This window comes from Streptomyces sp. WAC03905, from assembly GCF_057371075.1.
This window is the reverse complement of record NZ_JBXYDZ010000002.1, coordinates 163583-182951: the sequence shown is the minus strand read 5'-3', so window position 1 is coordinate 182951 and position 19369 is coordinate 163583. Positions and strand designations below refer to the sequence as shown.

At 66.0% G+C, this 19369-nt stretch carries 13 protein-coding genes and 13 pseudogenes; 16 read left to right on the top strand and 10 right to left on the bottom strand.

Annotated features, from left to right (window positions below; genetic code table 11):
• Nucleotides 1–59 precede the first annotated feature (59 nt).
• The gene (locus tag AC2RP6_RS01585; protein WP_486444365.1) at nt 60–1304 is read left to right on the top strand and encodes an IS701 family transposase; all 1245 of its coding nucleotides are present in this window, start codon (nt 60–62) and stop codon (nt 1302–1304) included.
• Nucleotides 1305–1477: 173 nt separating this feature from the next.
• On the opposite strand, the pseudogene AC2RP6_RS01580 reads toward AC2RP6_RS01585, so the two are convergent.
• Nucleotides 1478–1702: pseudogene (locus tag AC2RP6_RS01580) on the bottom strand (IS630 family transposase); the annotation flags it as partial.
• A gap of 76 nt (nt 1703–1778) precedes the next feature.
• On the opposite strand from AC2RP6_RS01580, the pseudogene AC2RP6_RS01575 reads away from it, so the two are divergent.
• Both AC2RP6_RS01575 and AC2RP6_RS01570 read left to right on the top strand, forming a co-directional pair.
• Nucleotides 1779–2782, top strand: a pseudogene (locus tag AC2RP6_RS01575) (IS5 family transposase).
• Between the two features lie 115 nt (nt 2783–2897).
• Nucleotides 2898–3128: a hypothetical protein gene (locus AC2RP6_RS01570; RefSeq protein WP_486444375.1), complete on the top strand. Its 231-nt coding sequence runs from the start codon at nt 2898–2900 to the stop codon at nt 3126–3128.
• On the opposite strand, the gene AC2RP6_RS01565 is transcribed toward AC2RP6_RS01570, so the two are convergent.
• Nucleotides 3083–3484: a helix-turn-helix domain-containing protein gene (locus AC2RP6_RS01565; RefSeq protein ID WP_486444617.1), complete on the bottom strand. Its 402-nt coding sequence runs from the start codon at nt 3482–3484 to the stop codon at nt 3083–3085. The two genes, AC2RP6_RS01570 and AC2RP6_RS01565, sit on opposite strands and share 46 nt — an antisense overlap.
• 810 nt (nt 3485–4294) lie before the next feature.
• Here AC2RP6_RS01565 and AC2RP6_RS01560 point away from each other — a divergent pair.
• Nucleotides 4295–4633: a histone-like nucleoid-structuring protein Lsr2 gene (locus tag AC2RP6_RS01560; RefSeq protein WP_486444441.1), complete on the top strand. Its 339-nt coding sequence runs from the start codon at nt 4295–4297 to the stop codon at nt 4631–4633.
• Between the two features lie 564 nt (nt 4634–5197).
• On the opposite strand, the pseudogene AC2RP6_RS01555 reads toward AC2RP6_RS01560, so the two are convergent.
• Together AC2RP6_RS01555 and AC2RP6_RS01550 are read right to left on the bottom strand one after the other, a co-directional pair.
• Nucleotides 5198–5425 (bottom strand): annotated as a pseudogene (locus AC2RP6_RS01555) (IS630 family transposase); the annotation flags it as partial.
• On the bottom strand, nt 5421–6512 hold the full coding sequence (locus tag AC2RP6_RS01550; protein ID WP_486444440.1) for an IS630 family transposase: 1092 nt from the start codon (nt 6510–6512) through the stop codon (nt 5421–5423). The gene AC2RP6_RS01550 and the pseudogene AC2RP6_RS01555, both read right to left, overlap by 5 nt.
• A gap of 110 nt (nt 6513–6622) precedes the next feature.
• On the opposite strand from AC2RP6_RS01550, the pseudogene AC2RP6_RS01545 reads away from it, so the two are divergent.
• The 6 genes and pseudogenes from AC2RP6_RS01545 to AC2RP6_RS01520 all read left to right on the top strand — a co-directional run.
• Nucleotides 6623–7626 (top strand): annotated as a pseudogene (locus AC2RP6_RS01545) (IS5 family transposase).
• Nucleotides 7627–7712: 86 nt separating this feature from the next.
• Nucleotides 7713–8942 (top strand): annotated as a pseudogene (locus tag AC2RP6_RS01540) (IS110 family RNA-guided transposase).
• A gap of 22 nt (nt 8943–8964) precedes the next feature.
• Nucleotides 8965–9204 (top strand): annotated as a pseudogene (locus tag AC2RP6_RS01535) (transposase); the annotation flags it as partial.
• Nucleotides 9205–9558: 354 nt separating this feature from the next.
• Nucleotides 9559–9777, top strand: a complete 219-nt coding sequence (locus tag AC2RP6_RS01530; protein ID WP_486444439.1) for a helix-turn-helix domain-containing protein — start codon at nt 9559–9561, stop codon at nt 9775–9777.
• Between the two features lie 242 nt (nt 9778–10019).
• Complete coding sequence (locus AC2RP6_RS01525) at nt 10020–11060, top strand: DUF3048 domain-containing protein (RefSeq protein WP_486444438.1); 1041 nt, start codon at nt 10020–10022, stop codon at nt 11058–11060.
• Between the two features lie 72 nt (nt 11061–11132).
• A pseudogene (locus AC2RP6_RS01520) lies at nt 11133–11376 on the top strand (transposase); the annotation flags it as partial.
• Here AC2RP6_RS01520 and AC2RP6_RS01515 read toward each other — a convergent pair.
• A pseudogene (locus AC2RP6_RS01515) lies at nt 11364–11489 on the bottom strand (IS701 family transposase); the annotation flags it as partial. The pseudogenes AC2RP6_RS01520 and AC2RP6_RS01515 overlap by 13 nt on opposite strands.
• A gap of 480 nt (nt 11490–11969) precedes the next feature.
• Between AC2RP6_RS01515 and AC2RP6_RS01510 the strand changes: the two are divergent.
• A pseudogene (locus AC2RP6_RS01510) lies at nt 11970–12101 on the top strand (transposase); the annotation flags it as partial.
• 92 nt (nt 12102–12193) lie between these two features.
• Here the strand turns inward: AC2RP6_RS01510 and AC2RP6_RS01505 are convergent.
• Nucleotides 12194–12952 carry a DeoR/GlpR family DNA-binding transcription regulator gene (locus tag AC2RP6_RS01505; protein ID WP_486444437.1) on the bottom strand — a complete coding sequence of 253 codons (759 nt, stop codon included), beginning with the start codon at nt 12950–12952 and terminating at the stop codon, nt 12194–12196.
• 50 nt (nt 12953–13002) lie between these two features.
• Between AC2RP6_RS01505 and AC2RP6_RS01500 the strand changes: the two genes are divergently transcribed.
• The 3 genes and pseudogenes from AC2RP6_RS01500 to AC2RP6_RS01490 form a co-directional block, all read left to right on the top strand.
• Nucleotides 13003–13386, top strand: a complete 384-nt coding sequence (locus tag AC2RP6_RS01500; RefSeq protein ID WP_486444436.1) for a DUF4406 domain-containing protein — start codon at nt 13003–13005, stop codon at nt 13384–13386.
• Nucleotides 13383–14060: an NUDIX domain-containing protein gene (locus AC2RP6_RS01495; RefSeq protein ID WP_486444435.1), complete on the top strand. Its 678-nt coding sequence runs from the start codon at nt 13383–13385 to the stop codon at nt 14058–14060. The genes AC2RP6_RS01500 and AC2RP6_RS01495 overlap by 4 nt, the downstream gene beginning before the upstream one ends.
• Nucleotides 14048–14411: pseudogene (locus AC2RP6_RS01490) on the top strand (transposase); the annotation flags it as partial. The gene AC2RP6_RS01495 and the pseudogene AC2RP6_RS01490, both read left to right, overlap by 13 nt.
• On the opposite strand, the pseudogene AC2RP6_RS01485 reads toward AC2RP6_RS01490, so the two are convergent.
• Nucleotides 14410–14598, bottom strand: a pseudogene (locus AC2RP6_RS01485) (integrase core domain-containing protein); the annotation flags it as partial. The pseudogenes AC2RP6_RS01490 and AC2RP6_RS01485 overlap by 2 nt on opposite strands.
• A gap of 29 nt (nt 14599–14627) precedes the next feature.
• Nucleotides 14628–15032: pseudogene (locus tag AC2RP6_RS01480) on the bottom strand (transposase); the annotation flags it as partial.
• A 77-nt stretch (nt 15033–15109) separates the two neighbouring features.
• Here AC2RP6_RS01480 and AC2RP6_RS01475 point away from each other — a divergent pair.
• Nucleotides 15110–15984 (top strand): IS5 family transposase gene (locus tag AC2RP6_RS01475; RefSeq protein ID WP_486444384.1). Its coding sequence is split into 2 segments (ribosomal slippage): nt 15110–15503 and nt 15503–15984, totalling 876 coding nucleotides; the frame shifts between segments, so codons are not numbered across the junction.
• Here AC2RP6_RS01475 and AC2RP6_RS01470 read toward each other — a convergent pair.
• Together AC2RP6_RS01470 and AC2RP6_RS01465 are read right to left on the bottom strand one after the other, a co-directional pair.
• A complete protein-coding gene (locus tag AC2RP6_RS01470; RefSeq protein WP_486444434.1) occupies nt 15968–16654 on the bottom strand; it encodes an IS110 family transposase in 687 nt (228 codons plus the stop codon). The genes AC2RP6_RS01475 and AC2RP6_RS01470 overlap by 17 nt on opposite strands.
• A 222-nt stretch (nt 16655–16876) precedes the next feature.
• A pseudogene (locus AC2RP6_RS01465) lies at nt 16877–17649 on the bottom strand (IS481 family transposase); the annotation flags it as partial.
• A 614-nt stretch (nt 17650–18263) separates the two neighbouring features.
• Here AC2RP6_RS01465 and AC2RP6_RS01460 point away from each other — a divergent pair.
• Nucleotides 18264–19138 (top strand): IS5 family transposase gene (locus tag AC2RP6_RS01460; protein ID WP_486444433.1). Its coding sequence is split into 2 segments (ribosomal slippage): nt 18264–18657 and nt 18657–19138, totalling 876 coding nucleotides; the frame shifts between segments, so codons are not numbered across the junction.
• Nucleotides 19139–19369 lie beyond the last annotated feature (231 nt).

Here is a 19369-nt window from a genome sequence, read left to right as displayed (position 1 = left end):
CTCCACCAACGAGTGGATGAGAGGTATGGGCCGGGCTGAGTCGTGGACAGCTTGTCTTCGTGATCGACGACCACGCGGACGCGGCCTGGGAACGACAACTCGAGGACCTGTTCCTTCGGATCGGCCACCGTTTCGGCCGCGCCGACCTGCGGCGCCGCGGACGGGACTACATACGAGGCCTGCTCGCCCCCGTCGGCCGCAAGAACGGCTGGCAACTGGCCGAATTCGCTGGCCATCGCACGCCCGACGGCCTGCAACGGCTCCTGAACAGGGCGAACTGGGACGCTGACGACGTCCGTGACGACCTCCAGTCCTACGTCGCTGAGCATCTCGGCGAGGAAGCAGGGGTGCTCGTCGTCGACGACACCGGTTTCATCAAGAAGGGCAGCACCTCCGCCGGGGTCCAGCGCCAGTGCTCCGGCACCGCCGGCCGCACCGAAAACTGCCAGATCGGCGTCTTCGCCGCCTACGCCACCACCCGCGGCCGTGCACTGGTCGACCGGGAGCTCTATCTGCCCAAGTCCTGGACGGACGACCGAGACCGCTGCCAGGCGGCAAAGGTCCCCGACGAACGGGGCTTCGCCACCAAAGGAGAGCTGGCCAAGCGCCTGGTCCTGCGTGCTCTGGCCTCCGAACTTCCGATTGCCTGGGTGACAGCGGACGCCGCATACGGGCAAGAGGGACGCTTCCGCCGACTACTGGAGCAGTCCGGGCTCGGCTACGTGCTCGCAGTACCCAAGTCCCAGCAGGTTTTCGGCCCGCGCATCGACCACCTCTTCGCCCGGGCCCCCGACGAGGCATGGGAGGCGATCTCCTGCGGCGACGGCGCCAAGGGGCCACGGCTCTACCACTGGGCGGCCCTGGAGCTGCCCACGGTGGCCGAGTTCGACTACCAGGGACAGGCCCCCGTGCGCCGCCGGTGGGCTCTGGCCCGCCGCAGTCTCAGCAAGCCTGAGGAGATCGCCTACTACCTCGCCTACACACCGCTCGAGACAGCCATTCAGGAGATGGTGCGGATCGCCGGGATGCGCTGGCAGATCGAAGAGTGCTTCCAGGCCGCGAAGAACGAGTGCGGCCTGGACCAGTACGAAGTTCGCCGATACGTGGGCTGGTATCGCCACATCACGCTGGCGATGCTGGCCCACTCCTACCTCGCGGTCATGGCCCACGAAGCGACAAAGGGGGGTGCAGAAACGGTTCCGGCGCCGTGGTTCCCCTCACCGTGGCAGAAGTCCGCCGGCTCCTGGCGCTTCGCCTCGGCCCAGGCGGCCGCCCGGGCCGGGCGCTCCGCCGCCACGTGCTGAGCTGGTCACTTTGGCGTCGCAGACGCCAGGCGACAGCCCGCCACTGCCACTACCAGCGGCGAATCCACTCGTTGGTGGAGCACCCGGCCAAGACCACCACCGGCACCCAACCCTCCCACTACACTCCCCACGACTCCCCTGACCAGGCCAGATAGCAAAACGCTGCTGGAGTACTAGTGATCTGAGTCAGGGATTCGTCGGCAGTAGGCGGCGACTTTGTCGAGGATCTCGTCTGCGGTTTTCGTCCAGACGAACGGTCTGGGGTGTTCGTTCCAGTCGGTGAGCCAGGCTGGGATGTCGCGTTCGAGGGCCTGGACTGAGTGGTGGACGCCGCGCTTGAGCTTCTTCTGAGTGAGCTCGGCGAACCACCGCTCGACCAGGTTCAGCCAGGACGCACTTAGGGCCTGTATTGGGTCGTGATCGGTTTGTCGGATCTGCCCTCGCTGCGGGGGTGGATCCGGTAGTCCGGTGCGTGTGACGCGTGCGCAACTGACGGACGATGAGTGGGGATTCATCGAGCCGTATCTGCCGATTGGTGAGTACGGCCCGTATCCCGAGCGGCTGCGGGAGCAGTTCGAGGGCGTGATCTGGAAGTTTCGTTCGGGAGCGCAGTGGCGGGAGATGGCGGAGCGGTTCGGTGCCTGGTCCACGGTGCACAACAGGTTCAGGCAGTGGCGGGACGGCGGGGTCTTTGAGGGACTGCTGGAAGGCGTGATCGCCGAGGCGGCTGGGCGGGGCAGGGCTGACATGTCGCTGGTCAGCGTGGACTCCACGACGGTCCGCGCCCATCACGACGCGGCCGGGATGCGCTTAGAGAAGGAGGTTCTGGACGCTCTGGAGAAGGCCGCCCTCGAGGCGGAGGCGGCCCGGCAAAAAAAGGGGCGACACGGCGGAACAAGACGGACACGGCAACGCCGGGGATCCCGGCCGGGCCGAGCGACGGCGCGTCCGGCGACGGCGCAAGCTCCGTCTGAAAGCAGCTCTGCTCGGGCGATCGCGAGGCGGGCAGACCAGCAAAATCCACCTGGCTGCCGACCGCCGCTGCCGGCCTCTGGCCCTGACCTGACCGCGGGGCAGGCCGCGGACAGCCCCCAGTTCATCCCCGTGCTCAAGAAGGTGCGGGTCCGCGGGCCCGCCGGACGTCCGCGCACCCGGCCCGGCGCGGTCGCCGGGGACAAGGCCTACTCGTCCCGCGACAACCGCTCCTACCTGCGCAAACGCGGGATCAAGGCAGTCATCCCGGAGAAGAAGGACCAGGCCGCCAACCGGAAGAACAAAGGCCGCAGGGGCGGCCGGCCAGTCACCCACGACACCGACCTCTACAAGGAACGCAACACCGTCGAGCGCCTGATCAACAAGCTGAAGGCCTGGCGAGGCATCGCCACACGCTACGACAAGAACCCCGCAGCTACCTCGCAGGCCTCCACCTCCGTGCCGCCATGATCTGGATCAAAGACCTCACCCGGACCGACCTTTGATCACGACCCAATACGCGCCCTAGTCGGCGTGAAGTGCAGGTGGAAACGAGGGTGGGCCAGCAGTCACTTCTTGATGTCGGGCCTCTTGTAGGTCGCGTAGTTGTCCAGGATCCAGATGAACCTGCAGATCAGCTGGGACTTCCTTGTCCAGCTTGGTGAGGAACTCCTTGAACTCTGCTGCCCGGTGGCGGTGGTGGAGGGAGCCGATCACTTTGCCGGTGGCGACCTCGAGCGAGGCGAAGAGGGTGGTGGTGCCGGCTCGGATGTAGTCGTGGCTGCGGCGTTCGGGGGCGCCGGGCATCATCGGCAGGACCGGCTGGGACCTGTCCAGGGCCTGGATCTGTGACTCCTCGTCCGCACAGAGGACGAGTGCCTTCTCTGGCGGGTCGAGGTAGAGGCCGACGACGTCACGGACCTTGTCGATGAACAGAGGGTCCGTAGACAGGTTGAACGTCTGCGACCGGTGCGGCGCCAGGGCCAGATCCGCGAGACCGTCGACTGCGACATGCCCGCGGCCGCCGCCATCGACCTGGTCGACCAGTGGGTCGCGTTCCTCGGTGTCTCCTCGAACGTATTGACGATGACCCGCTCGACGTCGGCATCGGTGATCTTCCGAGGGACACCAGGCCGCGGGTCGTCGCACAAGCCGTCCAGGCCCCGCTCGATGAAACGGCGCCGCCAGGCGCGGACCGTGTCCGGCACGATCCGCACCGGCGTGACACCTCCATGATCGAGTGGCCCTCAGCGCACTCCAGCACGATCCGCGACCGCTGGACCAAGCCTGGGCCGTCGTGCGGCGACGTAACCAGCCTTCCAGCACCGCCCGCTGGACATCAGTGACCGACAACGGCGGAATCTTCGGACCCGGACGACCCATGCCAGACCAACAATGAATCTCTGACTCAGGTCACTAGGAGCCTCGCGGGAGTTCTCGGGATTCGCGCTGATGAGACCCGCCGCCAGTTCCGAGGGCACGTAACGCTTCGAAAGTCGTCGCTGTCCCTGCTTCTCCCCCTCCCGCATCTCGAATATGGTTCACCATGACGCCATGAGGGGCCTTCGCGAGTACACTTCGTGTGCGCATACCCGCGGCGGGACGTCCGCTGGCGTGACCCGAGATGTCAAGTTCAACAATCTGCAGCGAGACGGGAACTGTCTGTTGCTAGCCTCACAAGTTTCGCAACCGAAGACCACAGGCCTAACACACAGGCCGTCGGCTATGATTGGCCGGATATGGTAGCGGGGAGGCACGTCGAGACGGCCACAAAGTCGACCTCACGCGCATTTACCACCGTATCGGTACAGACGCCGATATTGAGCCGTTCGGTGCACTACATCAACAACATGAACAGAACGTGGTCGCCCGTCAGAGCCTCCGTACAGCGAACGCCCTCACAATAGGCACCCCACGCCTCTCCATGCGCTCGTGGGACGATGCCGACTGTCGACACAGAGCAGTGCAATTAAGAGTCTCGGCCTCAACGCGTCATCTATGGGTGTATCATCCCGTACATGGCACAGAGGCATGTAACAATTTTCATCGACGATCTCACTGGTGAAGAGACCGCAGAGGGTGACACGCACACCTTCACTTTGAATGGCGTCGGCTACGAAATTGATCTTTCGCCGGACAGTTACGACCAGATGCTCGAAGCATTTGGCCCCTATCTTAAAGCTGGTCGAAGGACCGGGCGTGGCAAGCGTCCACAGAAGATTTCAAGGCAACACACCGGCGGTCCGTCCACGGCCGAAATCCGCGAGTGGGCAAAATCGAATGGACACGAGGTCAACGAACGCGGCAGGATCCCAGCGGAGGTCCGCGCTGCTTTTGAGTCGGAACACCGACAATAAGCTTATGGTGTGCGGCCCCTGCAGGGGCCGCACACCATAAGCTTATGCCATATATCTGATGGTCACGGAAAAGGGACATTTGGCTTCTCCTTCATATCTCAGAAATGTCAAAATTTACGATTATTTGTAGACCACATCCCACTGCGCTGGGACGATTGCGGCCAGGGTCGGCGCGTTATTTCCTTCACGGCTAATGAGGTCAGCGCTCTGTACGTTCAGCGACATAGCCGGCGCGGTCTAGTATTCCGATTTGCTTCCGCTATGATGCGGAGGGGGCGATCGAAGACCGAGATTATAATGTCGGATGCGGAGCGGACCGCTCTCGAGAAATGGATGCCCCGCTCAACACTGCATGTGGGGACCTTGTGGTTTCGTGCAGTACCGGATTACCGGCCTGGGTGACATACCGCGTCCCGGAGGCCCCAGGACCATAGAAACGAACAGTGGGGAGGGATGGGGCAGCAGCCGATGGTCGCCGCGTGGTCACCAGGGCGCTGAATCCATTACGAAGAACGCGACGCACTGGCTCTACGCGGTCAATAGCGCATGATATGGCGCTGTATTCTAGTGATCTGAGTCAGAGATTCGTCGGCAGTAGGCGGCGACTTTGTCGAGGATTTCGTCTGCGGTCTTCGTCCAGACGAACGGTCTGGGGTGTTCGTTCCAGTCGGTGAGCCAGGCTGGGATGTCGCGTTCGAGGGCCTGGACGGAGTGGTGGACGCCGCGCTTGAGCTTCTTCTGGGTGAGCTCGGCGAACCACCGCTCGACCAGGTTCAGCCAGGACGCACTAGTGACCTGCGTCGGAGATTCGGTTGTAGTAGGCGGCGACCTTGTCGAGGATCTCGTCGGCGGTCTTCGTCCAGACGAAGGGTCGTGGGTGGTCGTTCCAGTCGGTGAGCCAGGCCCGGATGTCCCGTTCGAGGGCCTGGACCGAGCGGTGGGCGCCGTGCTTGAGTTTCTTCTGCGTGAGCTCGGCGAACCACCGTTCGACCAGGTTCAGCCACGGCGAACTGGTGGGTGTGAAGTGCAGGTGGAACCGCGGATGCGCCAGCAGCCACCTCTTGATCTCCGGTGTCTTGTGTGTGGCGTAGTTGTCGAGGATCAGGTGGACCTGCAGGTCGGCGGGCACCTCCTTGTCGACCTTGGCCAGGAACTTCTTGAACTCCGCTGCCCGGTGGCGGCGGTGGAGGGATTCGATGACCTTGCCGGTCGCGACTTCGAGGGCCGCGAAGAGGGTGGTGGTGCCGGCTCGGATGTAGTCGTGACTGCGGCGTTCGGGAACGCCGGGCATCATCGGCAGGACCGGCTGGGACCGGTCGGGGGCCTGGATCTGCGACTTCTCGTCCACGCAGAGGACCAAGGCCTTCTCCGGCGGGTCGAGATAGAGGCCGACGACATCGCGGACCTTGTCGATGAACAGCGGATCCGTGGACAGCTTGCAGGTCTGGGACCGGTGGGGGGCCAGGGCGAAGGCCCGCCAGATCCTCGAAATCGCCGACTGCGACATCCCTGTCGCCGCGGCCATCGACCTGGTCGACCAGTGTGTGGCGTTCTTTGGTGTCTCTTCGAGAGTTTTGACGATCACACGCTCGATGTCCGCGTCGGTGATCTTCCGAGGGACGCCGGGTCGCGGCTGGTCATGCAGGCCTTCCACGCCTCTGTCGAGGAACCGGCGCCGCCAGGTGCGGACCGTCTCGGGAGCGATCCCAAGACGGCGCGACACCTCCGCAATCGAATGTCCCCCGGCAGACTCGAGCACGATCCGGGACCGTAACGCCAACACCTGGGCTGTTGAACGGCGACGCACCCACCCCTCGAGCACTGCCCGCTGGACATCGGTCACAGACAACGGCGCGACCTTGGGTCCAGGACGACTCACACCCAACCAACGACGAATCTCCGACTCAGGTCACTAGGGCCTGTATTGGGTCGTGATCGGTTTGTCGGATCTGCCCTCGCTGCGGGGGTGGATCCGGTAGTCCGGTGCGTGTGACGCGTGCGCAACTGACGGACGATGAGTGGGGATTCATCGAGCCGTATCTGCCGATTGGTGAGTACGGCCCGTATCCCGAGCGGCTGCGGGAGCAGTTCGAGGGCGTGATCTGGAAGTTTCGTTCGGGAGCGCAGTGGCGGGAGATGGCGGAGCGGTTCGGTGCCTGGTCCACGGTGCACAACAGGTTCAGGCAGTGGCGGGACGGCGGGGTCTTTGAGGGACTGCTGGAAGGCGTGATCGCCGAGGCGGCTGGGCGGGGCAGGGCTGACATGTCGCTGGTCAGCGTGGACTCCACGACGGTCCGCGCCCATCACGACGCGGCCGGGATGCGCTTAGAGAAGGAGGTTCTGGACGCTCTGGAGAAGGCCGCCCTCGAGGCGGAGGCGGCCCGGCAAAAAAAGGGGCGACACGGCGGAACAAGACGGACACGGCAACGCCGGGGATCCCGGCCGGGCCGAGCGACGGCGCGTCCGGCGACGGCGCAAGCTCCGTCTGAAAGCAGCTCTGCTCGGGCGATCGCGAGGCGGGCAGACCAGCAAAATCCACCTGGCTGCCGACCGCCGCTGCCGGCCTCTGGCCCTGACCTGACCGCGGGGCAGGCCGCGGACAGCCCCCAGTTCATCCCCGTGCTCAAGAAGGTGCGGGTCCGCGGGCCCGCCGGACGTCCGCGCACCCGGCCCGGCGCGGTCGCCGGGGACAAGGCCTACTCGTCCCGCGACAACCGCTCCTACCTGCGCAAACGCGGGATCAAGGCAGTCATCCCGGAGAAGAAGGACCAGGCCGCCAACCGGAAGAACAAAGGCCGCAGGGGCGGCCGGCCAGTCACCCACGACACCGACCTCTACAAGGAACGCAACACCGTCGAGCGCCTGATCAACAAGCTGAAGGCCTGGCGAGGCATCGCCACACGCTACGACAAGAACCCCGCAGCTACCTCGCAGGCCTCCACCTCCGTGCCGCCATGATCTGGATCAAAGACCTCACCCGGACCGACCTTTGATCACGACCCAATACGCGCCCTAGAACGCCGCGTGGCCCGCTTGCGCTCGTCACCAGCGCATCAGCGAGCGAAAGGGGAGGGACAACTTGACCATCACCTGCGGAATCGACTGGGCGGAGGGGCACTACGACGTCGCCCTGGCCGACGAGGCCGGCAAGCCCGTCGCGAAGCTACGGACCGACGACACCCTGGTCGGCTACCAGCTGCTGCTGGACCTGCTGGCCGAACATGGCGACACCGAGACGCAGCCCATCCCGGTCGCGATCGAGACCAACCGCGGTCTGCTGGTGGCCTTCCTCCGCCAGGGGGGCCGGCCGGTCTATGCCATCAACCCGATGTCCGCCGCCCGCTACCGCGACCGCCACGGAGTCTCCCGGAAGAAGTCCGACCCCGGCGACGCCCTGGTGCTGGCCAACATCCTTCGCACCGACCGTGACATGCACCGGCCACTGCCCAACGACAGCGATCTGGCCCGGTCCGTGGCCGTGCTGGCACGAGCCCAGCAGGACGCGGTCTGGAACCGCCAGCAGCTGAGCAACCAGCTCAAGTCCCTGCTTCGGGAGTACTACCCGGCCGCGCTCGAAGCGGTCGCCAGCTGGCAGAACGGCCTGACGCGTCCCGAGGCTCGCGCGATCCTGGCGGTCGTCCCGACGCCCGGCAAGGCGGCGAAGGTCACCCGCCAACGGCTCTGCACCGCTCTCAAAAAAGGCCGGCCGGGTCCGCGGCATCGAGGCGGAGGCCGAACGCTGGCAGAAGATCCTCCAGACATCACAGGCCAGGCATCCCGAGCTGGTCGAGGATGCGCTGGGCAGGCAGATGCTCGGGCTGCTGCGGCAGTTTGACGCCGCCTGCCGCACCGTCGACGATCCCGCGGACGCGACGGAGAAAGCATTCCGGCAGCACCCCGACGCGGAGGTGACGCTCAGCTTTCCAGGTCTCGGCGTCCAGCTCGGCGCCCGCATCCTCGCCGAAATCGGAGACGACCGGTCCCGGTTCGCCGACGCCAGAGGACTGAAGGCATACGCCGGGGCCCCACCGATCACCAGGGCCTCAGGCAAGCACCACTACGTCGCACGGCGCCGCGTTAAGAACAACCGACTCCTGAACGCCGGGTTCCTGTGGTCCTTCTCGTCCCTCACCGCCTCCGGCGGCGCCAATGCCCATTACCGCCGCCGACGGGCACATGGCGACTCCATGCGGCGGCTCTCCGGAACCTGTTCAACCGCATGCTCGGCCAGCTCTTCCACTGCCTCCAGACCCGCACCATGTTCGAAGAACAGGTGGCGTTCCCGCACCTTCTCGCCACCGCCGCTTGACGAGTAGATGCCGTGAGAGGTCTGCAACCCCGGCAGCCCCTGGCAGCGCGGCTCGAACGAGACACCAACGGCCTGCTACGGCAGTACTTCCCCGTCCACCGATCTTTCCCGGCATACGCAGCGCCTGGACGAAGTCTCAGCTGAACTCAACAGCCGCCCAGGGAAAACACTCTGCTGGGATACCCCAGCCGAGCGCATGCAAGAGTGGTTTGGTTCCGCGGTTAGGCCCGGCAGCACCACGATTCTTGCCGGAGTCCAATAGGCCCAAAAAATTATCGTGAACGCTGAGGAAGGCTCCGCTTGAGACGCCTTATCAGGTCTTGATCACTGGGCGGTCAGGCGAGGTATTCATACCCCACAAGGTGGCAACCAGTAAAGCACCCACCCGCGCCCGAGCACGAGATGCGATTGCATTCGATTTCTCGGATCTGGCATATCCGCATGTCGCGGCCCGCTTCGGCAAGACTAACTGGGCATGCGCGTGACCTGCCGACGGGCATCCTGAGTGCCGATTACTCACGCTTAAGGTAGACACTCGGACGGAAGATGGGGAATGATCATTTATTTTTCCAACGAGGTTTTTTGTATCTGATGCCAATCTTTGAGGAAGTTCGAAATGCTCGGAGAGCCATTTTTCGGCAGGAATAGCCCGCTTGCAGGCGCTGGGCGTGGGCAGCTGGCGCGCGATCCCAGGGCGTTGTACGAGGGTGGCTTGTCGATACGGGATCTGACGAAGCGAACCGGCCGCTCATACGCTTCAGTGCACCAGCTCCTCAAGGAAGCGGACACGGAGTTCCGCGCGGCCGGAAAGCCGGGGCGCCTACGTGATGACTGAATCAGGCGGCGGCACGCCGTAGCTCTACCCTTTGCCGTTCATCGCCATTTCCCACGCTGACACAGCCCTTAGCCACCCTTGCTTGCGCCACCAGCTGCCGCGTGTAGGCACCCCGCGCCCACCTTGCCGGGCGAGTTCGTCAGGGATCCCGCGGTTCGGTTTTTGGTTAGCCGACCGAGACCCGTGGGCGCCTGGCGTGACGAAGGTGGTGCCGGGCGAGGCCCCGCTCCTGGAGACCGATCGTGCTCAACTTCCGCAGCAACTGCCGTTCTTCATTTTTCTTTCTGCCTGTCACAGGCGCTGTTTCATCAGCCCTACTGCTTGGCACCGCAGGCCACTCCTCAGCCGCCGATACAAGCAGCGCCGCTTCGAAGTCCGGCCACGGCGTGACGGCTGCGGCCCCGGCTACGGTTCCTGTGCCGGTACCCGATAGAGGAGTGTCACCGCTCACAGGTCTACCGGGGCAGCTCGGTCCAGTACTGGCCGTCAAAATTGACAACGTGCGGGCTGCTCGGCCTCATACCGGGGTGGAAGCGGCTGACCTGGTGTACGTCGAGCAGGTCGAGGCCGGCCAGAGCCGTATTCTGGCGGTCTACTCCTCCAGGCTGCCGTCTAAGATCGGCCCTGTCCGAAGTGCACGTGAGTCCGATCTCGAGCTACTGCACCAGTTCGGCAAACCGCTTCTCGCCTACTCCGGATCACAAACGGCTCTAAAACCCCTGATCAAGAAGGCGCCGGTGTTCGCTTTTCCGCCCGAGGCGGCACCCCTAGCCTTCACCCGGGATCCGAATCGCTCCGCCCCCCACAATCTGTATCTGAACCCCTTCAAGGTGAAGGCTGTGGCCCCGAAATCCGATGACGCTAAGGATATCGGCTTCCGCTTTGGTCCATCACCTTCAGGCGGCGCCAAAGTCAACGAGTACACCGTGCAGTTCCCGGCAGCCACCTTCAGCTTCACCTGGTCGGGAAAGCACCATCAGTGGATGGTTTCGATGGACGGCGAGGTGTACCGCACTCCGGCAGGCCTCCCCATCGGAACGTCGACGGTGGTCGTACAGAGCGTTGACGTCCATCCTTCCCGGTTTCAGGACCGCTGGGGGAGCGTCTCCCCCTACACGAAGACCATAGGCAAGGGCACTGCTACTGTCCTGCGGAACGGCAGGAGCTTCAAGGCAAAATGGTCAAGGCCGAACGCTGAAGCAAAGACCACCTTTACCACCCTCGCAGGCAAGCCGATGAACTTCACCCCCGGCCAGGTCTGGGTCCTGCTCACAGCTCGGTAACCCGGCCCGTCGGTTAGTAGTGCTTTGTTAGCTGGTCTTGTCACGTCGGTTGTGTGGTAGTTCGCTGGCTATATGAGGGCTGGGGAGCTTGCTGCGGTGAGGGGGCGGTTGGAGGAGTTCGTCGCCGAGGTTTTCGCGCCGCTGGTGCGGCGGGACCAGCGGGAGAAGGGCGCCTTGTATTTGCGGGACCTGCTGCTGGAGGGTCGGCGGAAGTCGATGCAGCCGATGGCCGAGCGTCTTGGGGTGGATCATCAGCGGTTGCAGCAGTTCATGACGTCCTCGACATGGCCGGTCGAGGACGTCCGGGCCCGGCTGACCCATGAGGTAGTCCAGAGTCCGATCACGTGGATCCGACCTGCCAAAGCGATGCCCGAACCGGGCATGCAAGTCCGCTACACCCTCGGACCACGACTCGATCTGCTCGACCATCAGCGATTGATCACACAGTCACAACAACGACCGACAGGGGCTTCTGCCCCTGCTCGACGGCAAGATGAACCTTGAGGGTCAGGCCGCCGCGGGGCCGTCCCAGGCCATGATCGGCCAGCTCGACGAAGACGCCGCCGGGCAGCTCCTTTTGGATGTCCCCCTTTTCATCGCGCCGGCGTCGTGCTGACGGGCCCGGCAGACCGCCGAGTCCACGTTGACCTCCCAGGTGATCAGGCCCTTCGCGTCCGCCTCGGCCCGGAGCCGAGTCAGGATCCGGACCAGGTGCCGACCCGCTGCCAGCAACGGAACAAGTCCTGCGGGACGTGCGGCGACTTCGATCTGGGCCGATCGATTGATGGCGGCACCGTTCCAACCACCCCCACGGGCCCTTGTTCATGTGTGCCGTTGACTGATGCGCAGTGGGCGCGAATCGAGCCGTTACTCCCAGATCGGAAGCCGCAATGAGGTGACCGGTGGCGGGACCATCGCCAGATGATCGACGCGATCGCATGGAAGTTCCAGACAGGACCGCAGTGGGTCCACCTGCCCGAGAAGTACGGCAACTGGCGAGGCGCCTACAACCGGCTGCGGATGCGGGCCGTCGACAGCACCTGGGGAGCAATTGTCAATTCCTTTGGATGGCTAAACCACAGTGGCAGGCCGATGGCTCGATCTCTTGTGATCCCCCGTTCGCTTCGTAGCTGTCAGCCGGCTGCCAGTATCTCTGTGCCGTGCGCGGTGAGTTGCTTAAGGGCCGGGTGGGAGGGGTCGGCATCGGTGATCAGTCCGCTGATGTCCTCCCAGGGCAGGACGCGGAACCGGGAGGCGGTGCCGATCTTCTCGGACGAGGCGAGGATGTAGGTGTCCGCGGCCCGTGCGGCTAGGCCGCGCTTCATCGCGGCCTCCTCGGCGTCGCCTGTGGTCAAGCCTGCTTGCGGGTGGACGCCGGTGACGCCGAGCAGGCACAGGTCGGCCGAGACGTTCTGGGCGGCCTCGACCGCAGCGGCGCCGCAGGTGACCGCCGAGTGCTTGAAGAGGCGGCCGCCGAGGAGGAAGACCTCGGCCTGTGGGTGGTCCAGCAGTGCGGCCGCAATGGTCGGGCTGTGGGTGATCACGATGCAGGCCAGGTCCGTTGGGAGGGTGTGGGCGACGGCGAGGCCGGTGGTGCCGCCGTCCAGGATCAAGGCGCAGCCGGGCCGTACGAGTGTGGCGGCGACCGCAGCGACTTTCTGCTTGCCGTCGGGGGTGACGAATTGCCGGGCCCCGTAGTCCGCGATGGCTGGGGAGACGGGCAGGGCTCCGCCGTAAACCCGTTGGCACAGTCCTGCGGCGGCCATCTCGCGCAGGTCGCGGCGCATACTGTCCTCGGAGATGCCCAGGTCCGCGGCGACGTCTTTGGCGACGATCTTGCCCTCGCGGGCGAGCAGGCTCAGCAGGTGGTCGCGTCGCTCGGCAGCCAGCATTCCGTAGTTTCTCCCGTTCTTGTATGTTTCTGCGTGTATCGTAGCGCGCCATGACCGACAAGCCCATGCTCATCCTCATCGCCGGCCCCTACCGCTCCGGCACCGACGGCGACCCGCAGGCCATGGCCGCCAACCTCGCCCGCCTCGAAGCCGCGGCCTGGCCGGTGTTCGCCGCCGGCCACGTCCCCCTGATCGGGGAATGGGTCGCTCTGCCCGTCCTGCGCTCGGCCGGTGCAGGCCCCACCGCACCCCTCGCCGACCAGGTCCTCTACCCGACTGCCGAGCGCCTGCTCGCCCACTGCGACGCCGTACTCCGCCTCCCCGGCGACTCCACCGGAGCCGATCAGGACGTCGCCACCGCCCGCCGCCGCGGCCTGCCCGTCTACTACGACGTGAACGAGATTCCCCGCCGCACCCCGCAGGAGACCGCGTGAACACCCGCCCCGGCATCGACGCCCCCGACCACCGCGGCCGCACTGGCCTCGACCACGTCGGGCGAGACCTGGACCGCAACCCCGACGTCGTGGTCCGCGACGTAGAGCTCACCTCCCAGGGCTGGCACGTCCTGCGCCGCACCACCTTCGACTACCGGCGCGGCGACGGACACTGGACCACCCAGCAGCGCGAGACCTACGACCGCGGCAACGGCGTGGTCGTCCTACCGTACGACGCCGAACGCGGCCGAGTGCTGCTCAGCCGCCAGTTCCGCTACCCGGCCTACGTCAACGACCACCCGGACGGCATGCTTGTCGAGGCAGCGGCCGGACTGCTCGACGGCGACGACCCGCTCGCCGCCATCCGGCGCGAGAGCACCGAGGAACTCGGTGTCACACTCGGACCGCTCACCCACGTCCTCGACGCCTATATGAGCCCCGGCTCGGTCACCGAGCGCCTGCACTTTTACGCCGCTCCCTACACCCCGGCCGACCGAACTGGAAACGGCGGCGGACTCGAGGAGGACGGCGAGGACATCGAAGTGCTCGAACTGCCCTTCACCGACGCCCTCGCCATGATCCGCGACGGACGCATCATCGACGGCAAGACCATCATGCTCCTGCAATGGGCGGCCCTGGACGGGCCCTTCGCCGCCACAACGGGCACTCACTGACGCCGCCGCCCCGGCCGCCCCCGCTCGGGTCGCAGATCCAGGCCCTGGACCGGTCCCGGCCGGTCCTGCCGGTGGTGCCCGGCACTCTGAACGCCGCAGCCACGACTACGTCCGGGCCTGCACCACCACGCTCCTCGCCGCCCTAAGGTCGCCACCGGCAAAGTGATCGGATCCCTCCACCGCCGCCACCGGGCAGCGGAGTTCAAGAAGTTCCTGGCCAAGGTCGACAAGGAGATGCCCGCCGACCTGCAGGTCCACCTGATCCTCGACAACTACGCCACACACAAGACACCGGAGATCAAGAGGTGGCTGCTGGCGCATCCGCGGTTCCACCTGCACTTCACACCCACTAGGTGTGTTGTCCGGGGAGCTTGGTGCCGCGGCTGGCTGGTGTGTGGCCGCCGATGCCGGTGTGGGGTCGGTGGTAGTTGTACCAGTGCAGCCAGTCGGTGAACGCTTCCATGCGTTCCCGGTCTGAGGTGTAGGGCTTTTGGTAGGCCCGTTCGTCGGGCAGGGTGCGGTGGAAGCGTTCGACTTTGCTGATGCTCTTATAGCTGTCAAGGACGGTCAGGCTGCGGTTGCCAGGTCCTGTTGGGACGGCGGCTGGGCTGGGATGCGGGGGACGGGCAGCCGGTAGATCTCGCGTGCGATGTGCCGTTTCAGACAGCGGATGATCTCGGTCTTCGTCTTGCCTTCGGCTGTCCTGCGGGCGACGTAGGCGCGTGTGCGTGGTTCCCAGGCCATGCGGGTGACCGTGATCATGTAGAGGGCGTGGTTGGCCTGGCGGTCGCCGCCGCGGTTGAGGCGGTGGCGGCTGGTCTTGCCTGAAGAAGCGGGGATGGGGGCGACGCCGCAGAGGTGGGCGAAGGCCGACTCGGACCGGAGCCGTTCGGGGTTGTCGCCGACGGCGATGAGCAGGGCTGCGACCGTCTCGGCGCCGAGCCCCTTGACGGCCATGAGCTCGGCTGCTGCCTGGCTAACGAGCCTGTGCAGGTGACGGTCTAGGGCCTGTTGCGAAAGTGGATCTTGTTCGTTGATGATCACCTGTCGTGGGACGTGGAGATCTGACGAACGGCCAGTGGGCCCGGCTTGAGCCGTTGCTGCCGACGGGCATCAAGCCGGGCCGTCCGCAGGTATGGACACGGCGGCAGCTGATAGACGGCATACGGTGGCGGACCCGAACCGGCGCTCCCTGGCGGGACGTGCCCGAACGCTATGGGCCGTGGGACCGGGTCTATGACCTGTTCCGGCGCTGGCAGCGGGACGGCACGTGGGCCCGGATCCTCACGCGGCTCCAGGCCGAGGCTGATGCGAAGGGCCTGATCACCTGGGACGTGAATGTCGACTCCACCGTCTGCCGGGCCCATCAGCACGCCGCCGGGGCGGCAGAAAGGGGGACCTCCAGAAGGAGCCGCCCGGCGGAGTGTTCGTCGAGCCGGCCGACCACGGTCTCGGACGCTCCCGTGGCGGACTGACCAGCAAGATCCACCTCGCGGTCGAGCAGGGGCAGAAGCCTCTGTCGGTGGTGATCACGGCTGGGCAGCGGGGTGATTCCCCGCAGTTCGAGCCGGTCCTGGAGGCGATCCGGGTGCCCCGGCTCGGGCTCGGCAGGCCGCGCAAGCGGCCAGACCGGGTCCGGGCCGACAAGGCCTACGACTCCCGCAGCAACCGCTCCTACCTGCGCAGACGCGGAATCAAAGCCACCATCCCGGTTCCGGCGGACCGGGTCCGCAATCGCCTCAAGCGCGGATCGCGCGGCGGGCGCCCGCCAAAGTTCGACAAGGACGACTACAAGCAGCGGCACGCGGTCGAGTGCGGGATCAACCGGCTCAAGCGCCACCGGGCCGTCGCCACCCGGTACGACAAACTCGCCGTCCGTTACGAAGCGACAGTGCTGATCGCAGCCATCAACGAATGGCTGTGACCAGCACTTTCACAACAGGCCCTAGTCCTGCGATCTCGTCACTGAGCTGTTGATACCGGAGGGCGATGGACCTCATCGCCAGCTTGGTGACTGCGGTCAGCGTGTCCGGTTCAGCTCCCGTCCGCCAGCGAGTGACGGTGCGGATCAGCTCCGACCGGTGGAGGCCGCGGATGCGCTCGCGAAGAGTGTCGGGAGCCGTCACGATCAGGGATCTGAGCTGGTTGACGGCTTGGGTGCGGGCCTTCATCGCGCTGCGGCGGGCGACCCTGAGGGTGCGGATCATCTCGACGGCACCATCGCCGGTCTTCGGTATGGCCGTAGCGACGCCGGCCTGCACCGCTCGTGCCGCGGCCTCGGCGTCGACTGCGTCAGACTTCCCGCGGCGCCGTCGTGTCTGGCGGTCAGGTCGGTTGACCTCGACGACTCGATGACCCCGCTGCCGCATCCACCTGGACAGGCCGGCGCCGTAACAACCGGTGCCCTCCAGACCGATCTGTTCGATGGTGCCCATGCTTGCCGCCCAGGACTCGAGGGAGGCGTAGCCCTGTGGTGTCGAGGGAACGGTGAGCGTGCCCAGTCGCCGGCCGAGCTGGTCGAGGGCGGCCGCGACATGGATGTCTGCGTGGGTGTCGACTCCGAGGGTCACGCTCGTGGTGGAGCTGCTGGGCACCTGTCCTCCTGGCGGTCCATGTGGATGGAGCCGCACCGATGGAGCACTGGGGACACAACTGCGATGAGGCGCGTGAGCCAGGCTCTTATCAGGTCACATCCGGCGGTCCGCCGGTGCAGCCGCACACGTTCTCCCGGCCGGGCGACACATCGGCAACAAGGCACGAATGGCCGGTTGGTCTGTGGGTCAGACCAACCGGAAGAACGCCGTCAGATCCTCGCAGTTGGTCTGCGGGCGCCAGGGCCGGGTCCAGCGAGGTTGGATGCCCAGGTCACGGCAGGTGTCGCGCCAGGTGTTCTTGGTATAGGCCCAGGCGTTGTCGGTCAGGAGGCGTTCGACGCGGATGCCCAGGGATGCGAAATGGGCGGTGGCCCGGGCCAGGAAGCCGGCGCAGGTCGGGGCGGTCTCGTCAGGCAGGTCCTCGGTGTAGGCGATCCGGCTGTGGTCGTCGAGCGCGGTGTGGAGGTAGGCGTATCCGGCGCCGTTGCGGCGGTCTTTGTTCGGGCTGCCGGCGGCCCGACCGAGAGCTTTGTGACCGCCGCCGTCGGGGATCCGGCCGAGTTTCTTGACGTCGATGTGGATCAGTTCGCCGGGGCGGGCGCGTTCGTAGCGGCGGACGGGCTCGCCGGTGGCCCGGTCCAGGGCGGCCAGGGCGGCGGCTGACCGTGCCGGGTGAGGATGCGGTGGGCGGTGGAGGCCGCGATGCGGCAGCGGATGGCCAGCCGCAGCGGGCCGATGCGGTGCTCGCGTCGGAGGCGGAGCACTTCCGACTCGATCTCGGCAGAGGTCCTTCGGGGCTGGTGGTGGGGCCGGCTGGAGCGGTCACTCATTCCGGCGACCCCGAGCGTCCGGTAGCGGCCGGCCCAGCGGGCCGCGGTGGTGTGGCTGACCTGGAAACGCTCGGCAGCCCGCCGTAGCGGCCAGCCGTCGTCCACGACACAACGCGCCAGACGCAGTCGTCCGGTCTCGGTCAGCGGGGCATTACGGTGGACCACGAGGGCCTCCTGAACTCGGTGCCGATGTCGCAATCCACACCGAACCCGGAGGCCCTCACCCATTTCCGCCGGACAGAACCTAGCGCTTGCCATCACTGCGCATATTCAGTGGCCGGACAGATGAATCCCCGGGCCGCGACGGTGGACCAGCCGACGACGCGCCGGAGGCGGTCGGCCTTTGCGTTCGTACTGTCGGCGCCGGCAGCCGGCGAGCCAGGCCATGGTGCGTTCGGTGGTTCAGCGATGACGACCCAGTCGCTGGGAGGACTGGGCCATCCAGCAGCACCTGATATCCCTTTGCCATTTCTTTACAACATCTGGGGCGTCTGGACCGTCTCTTATCGTGGATCACAGGCTGGCTGCTCGAGTCCGAGCGCCAAGAGATAAGGAACTTTTTATGCGTCGTACCTCTATCCCCGCCGTGGCACTTGCATGTGCGGCGATGTTGTCCGGAGCCGGAGCCGCGTTTGCTGATGGCCCCTCCCCGTCTCCCACCAAGGATGCGCCCCAGCCCTTACAGCCGACGTACGCTCCGGCAGCGAATGACTCCATGACGGACCTCGCGCCTAGGGCCTGTTGCGAAAGTGGATCTTGTTCGTTGATGATCACCTGTCGTGGGACGTGGAGATCTGACGAACGGCCAGTGGGCCCGGCTTGAGCCGTTGCTGCCGACGGGCATCAAGCCGGGCCGTCCGCAGGTATGGACACGGCGGCAGCTGATAGACGGCATACGGTGGCGGACCCGAACCGGCGCTCCCTGGCGGGACGTGCCCGAACGCTATGGGCCGTGGGACCGGGTCTATGACCTGTTCCGGCGCTGGCAGCGGGACGGCACGTGGGCCCGGATCCTCACGCGGCTCCAGGCCGAGGCTGATGCGAAGGGCCTGATCACCTGGGACGTGAATGTCGACTCCACCGTCTGCCGGGCCCATCAGCACGCCGCCGGGGCGGCAAAAAGGGGGACCTCCAGAAGGAGCCGCCCGGCGGAGTGTTCGTCGAGCCGGCCGACCACGGTCTCGGACGCTCCCGTGGCGGACTGACCAGCAAGATCCACCTCGCGGTCGAGCAGGGGCAGAAGCCTCTGTCGGTGGTGATCACGGCTGGGCAGCGGGGTGATTCCCCGCAGTTCGAGCCGGTCCTGGAGGCGATCCGGGTGCCCCGGCTCGGGCTCGGCAGGCCGCGCAAGCGGCCAGACCGGGTCCGGGCCGACAAGGCCTACGACTCCCGCAGCAACCGCTCCTACCTGCGCAGACGCGGAATCAAAGCCACCATCCCGGTTCCGGCGGACCGGGTCCGCAATCGCCTCAAGCGCGGATCGCGCGGCGGGCGCCCGCCAAAGTTCGACAAGGACGACTACAAGCAGCGGCACGCGGTCGAGTGCGGGATCAACCGGCTCAAGCGCCACCGGGCCGTCGCCACCCGGTACGACAAACTCGCCGTCCGTTACGAAGCGACAGTGCTGATCGCAGCCATCAACGAATGGCTGTGACCAGCACTTTCACAACAGGCCCTAGCCCGTCGCCTACACACCTGTCGGCTAACCGTCAGGTCGACGTGGTACCCAAGGGAGCGCCGAACACGGGCGTCACCCCGGCGTCGGCGTCTGATATCCCGGTGCGACTGATCGGGGGCGCCGGTGCGGCAGTCGTCCTAGCGGGTGGTGTGCTCTTCAGCGTCCGCCACCGCAGGGCAGCGGAAGTCAAGTAGTGGCATCGTTCTC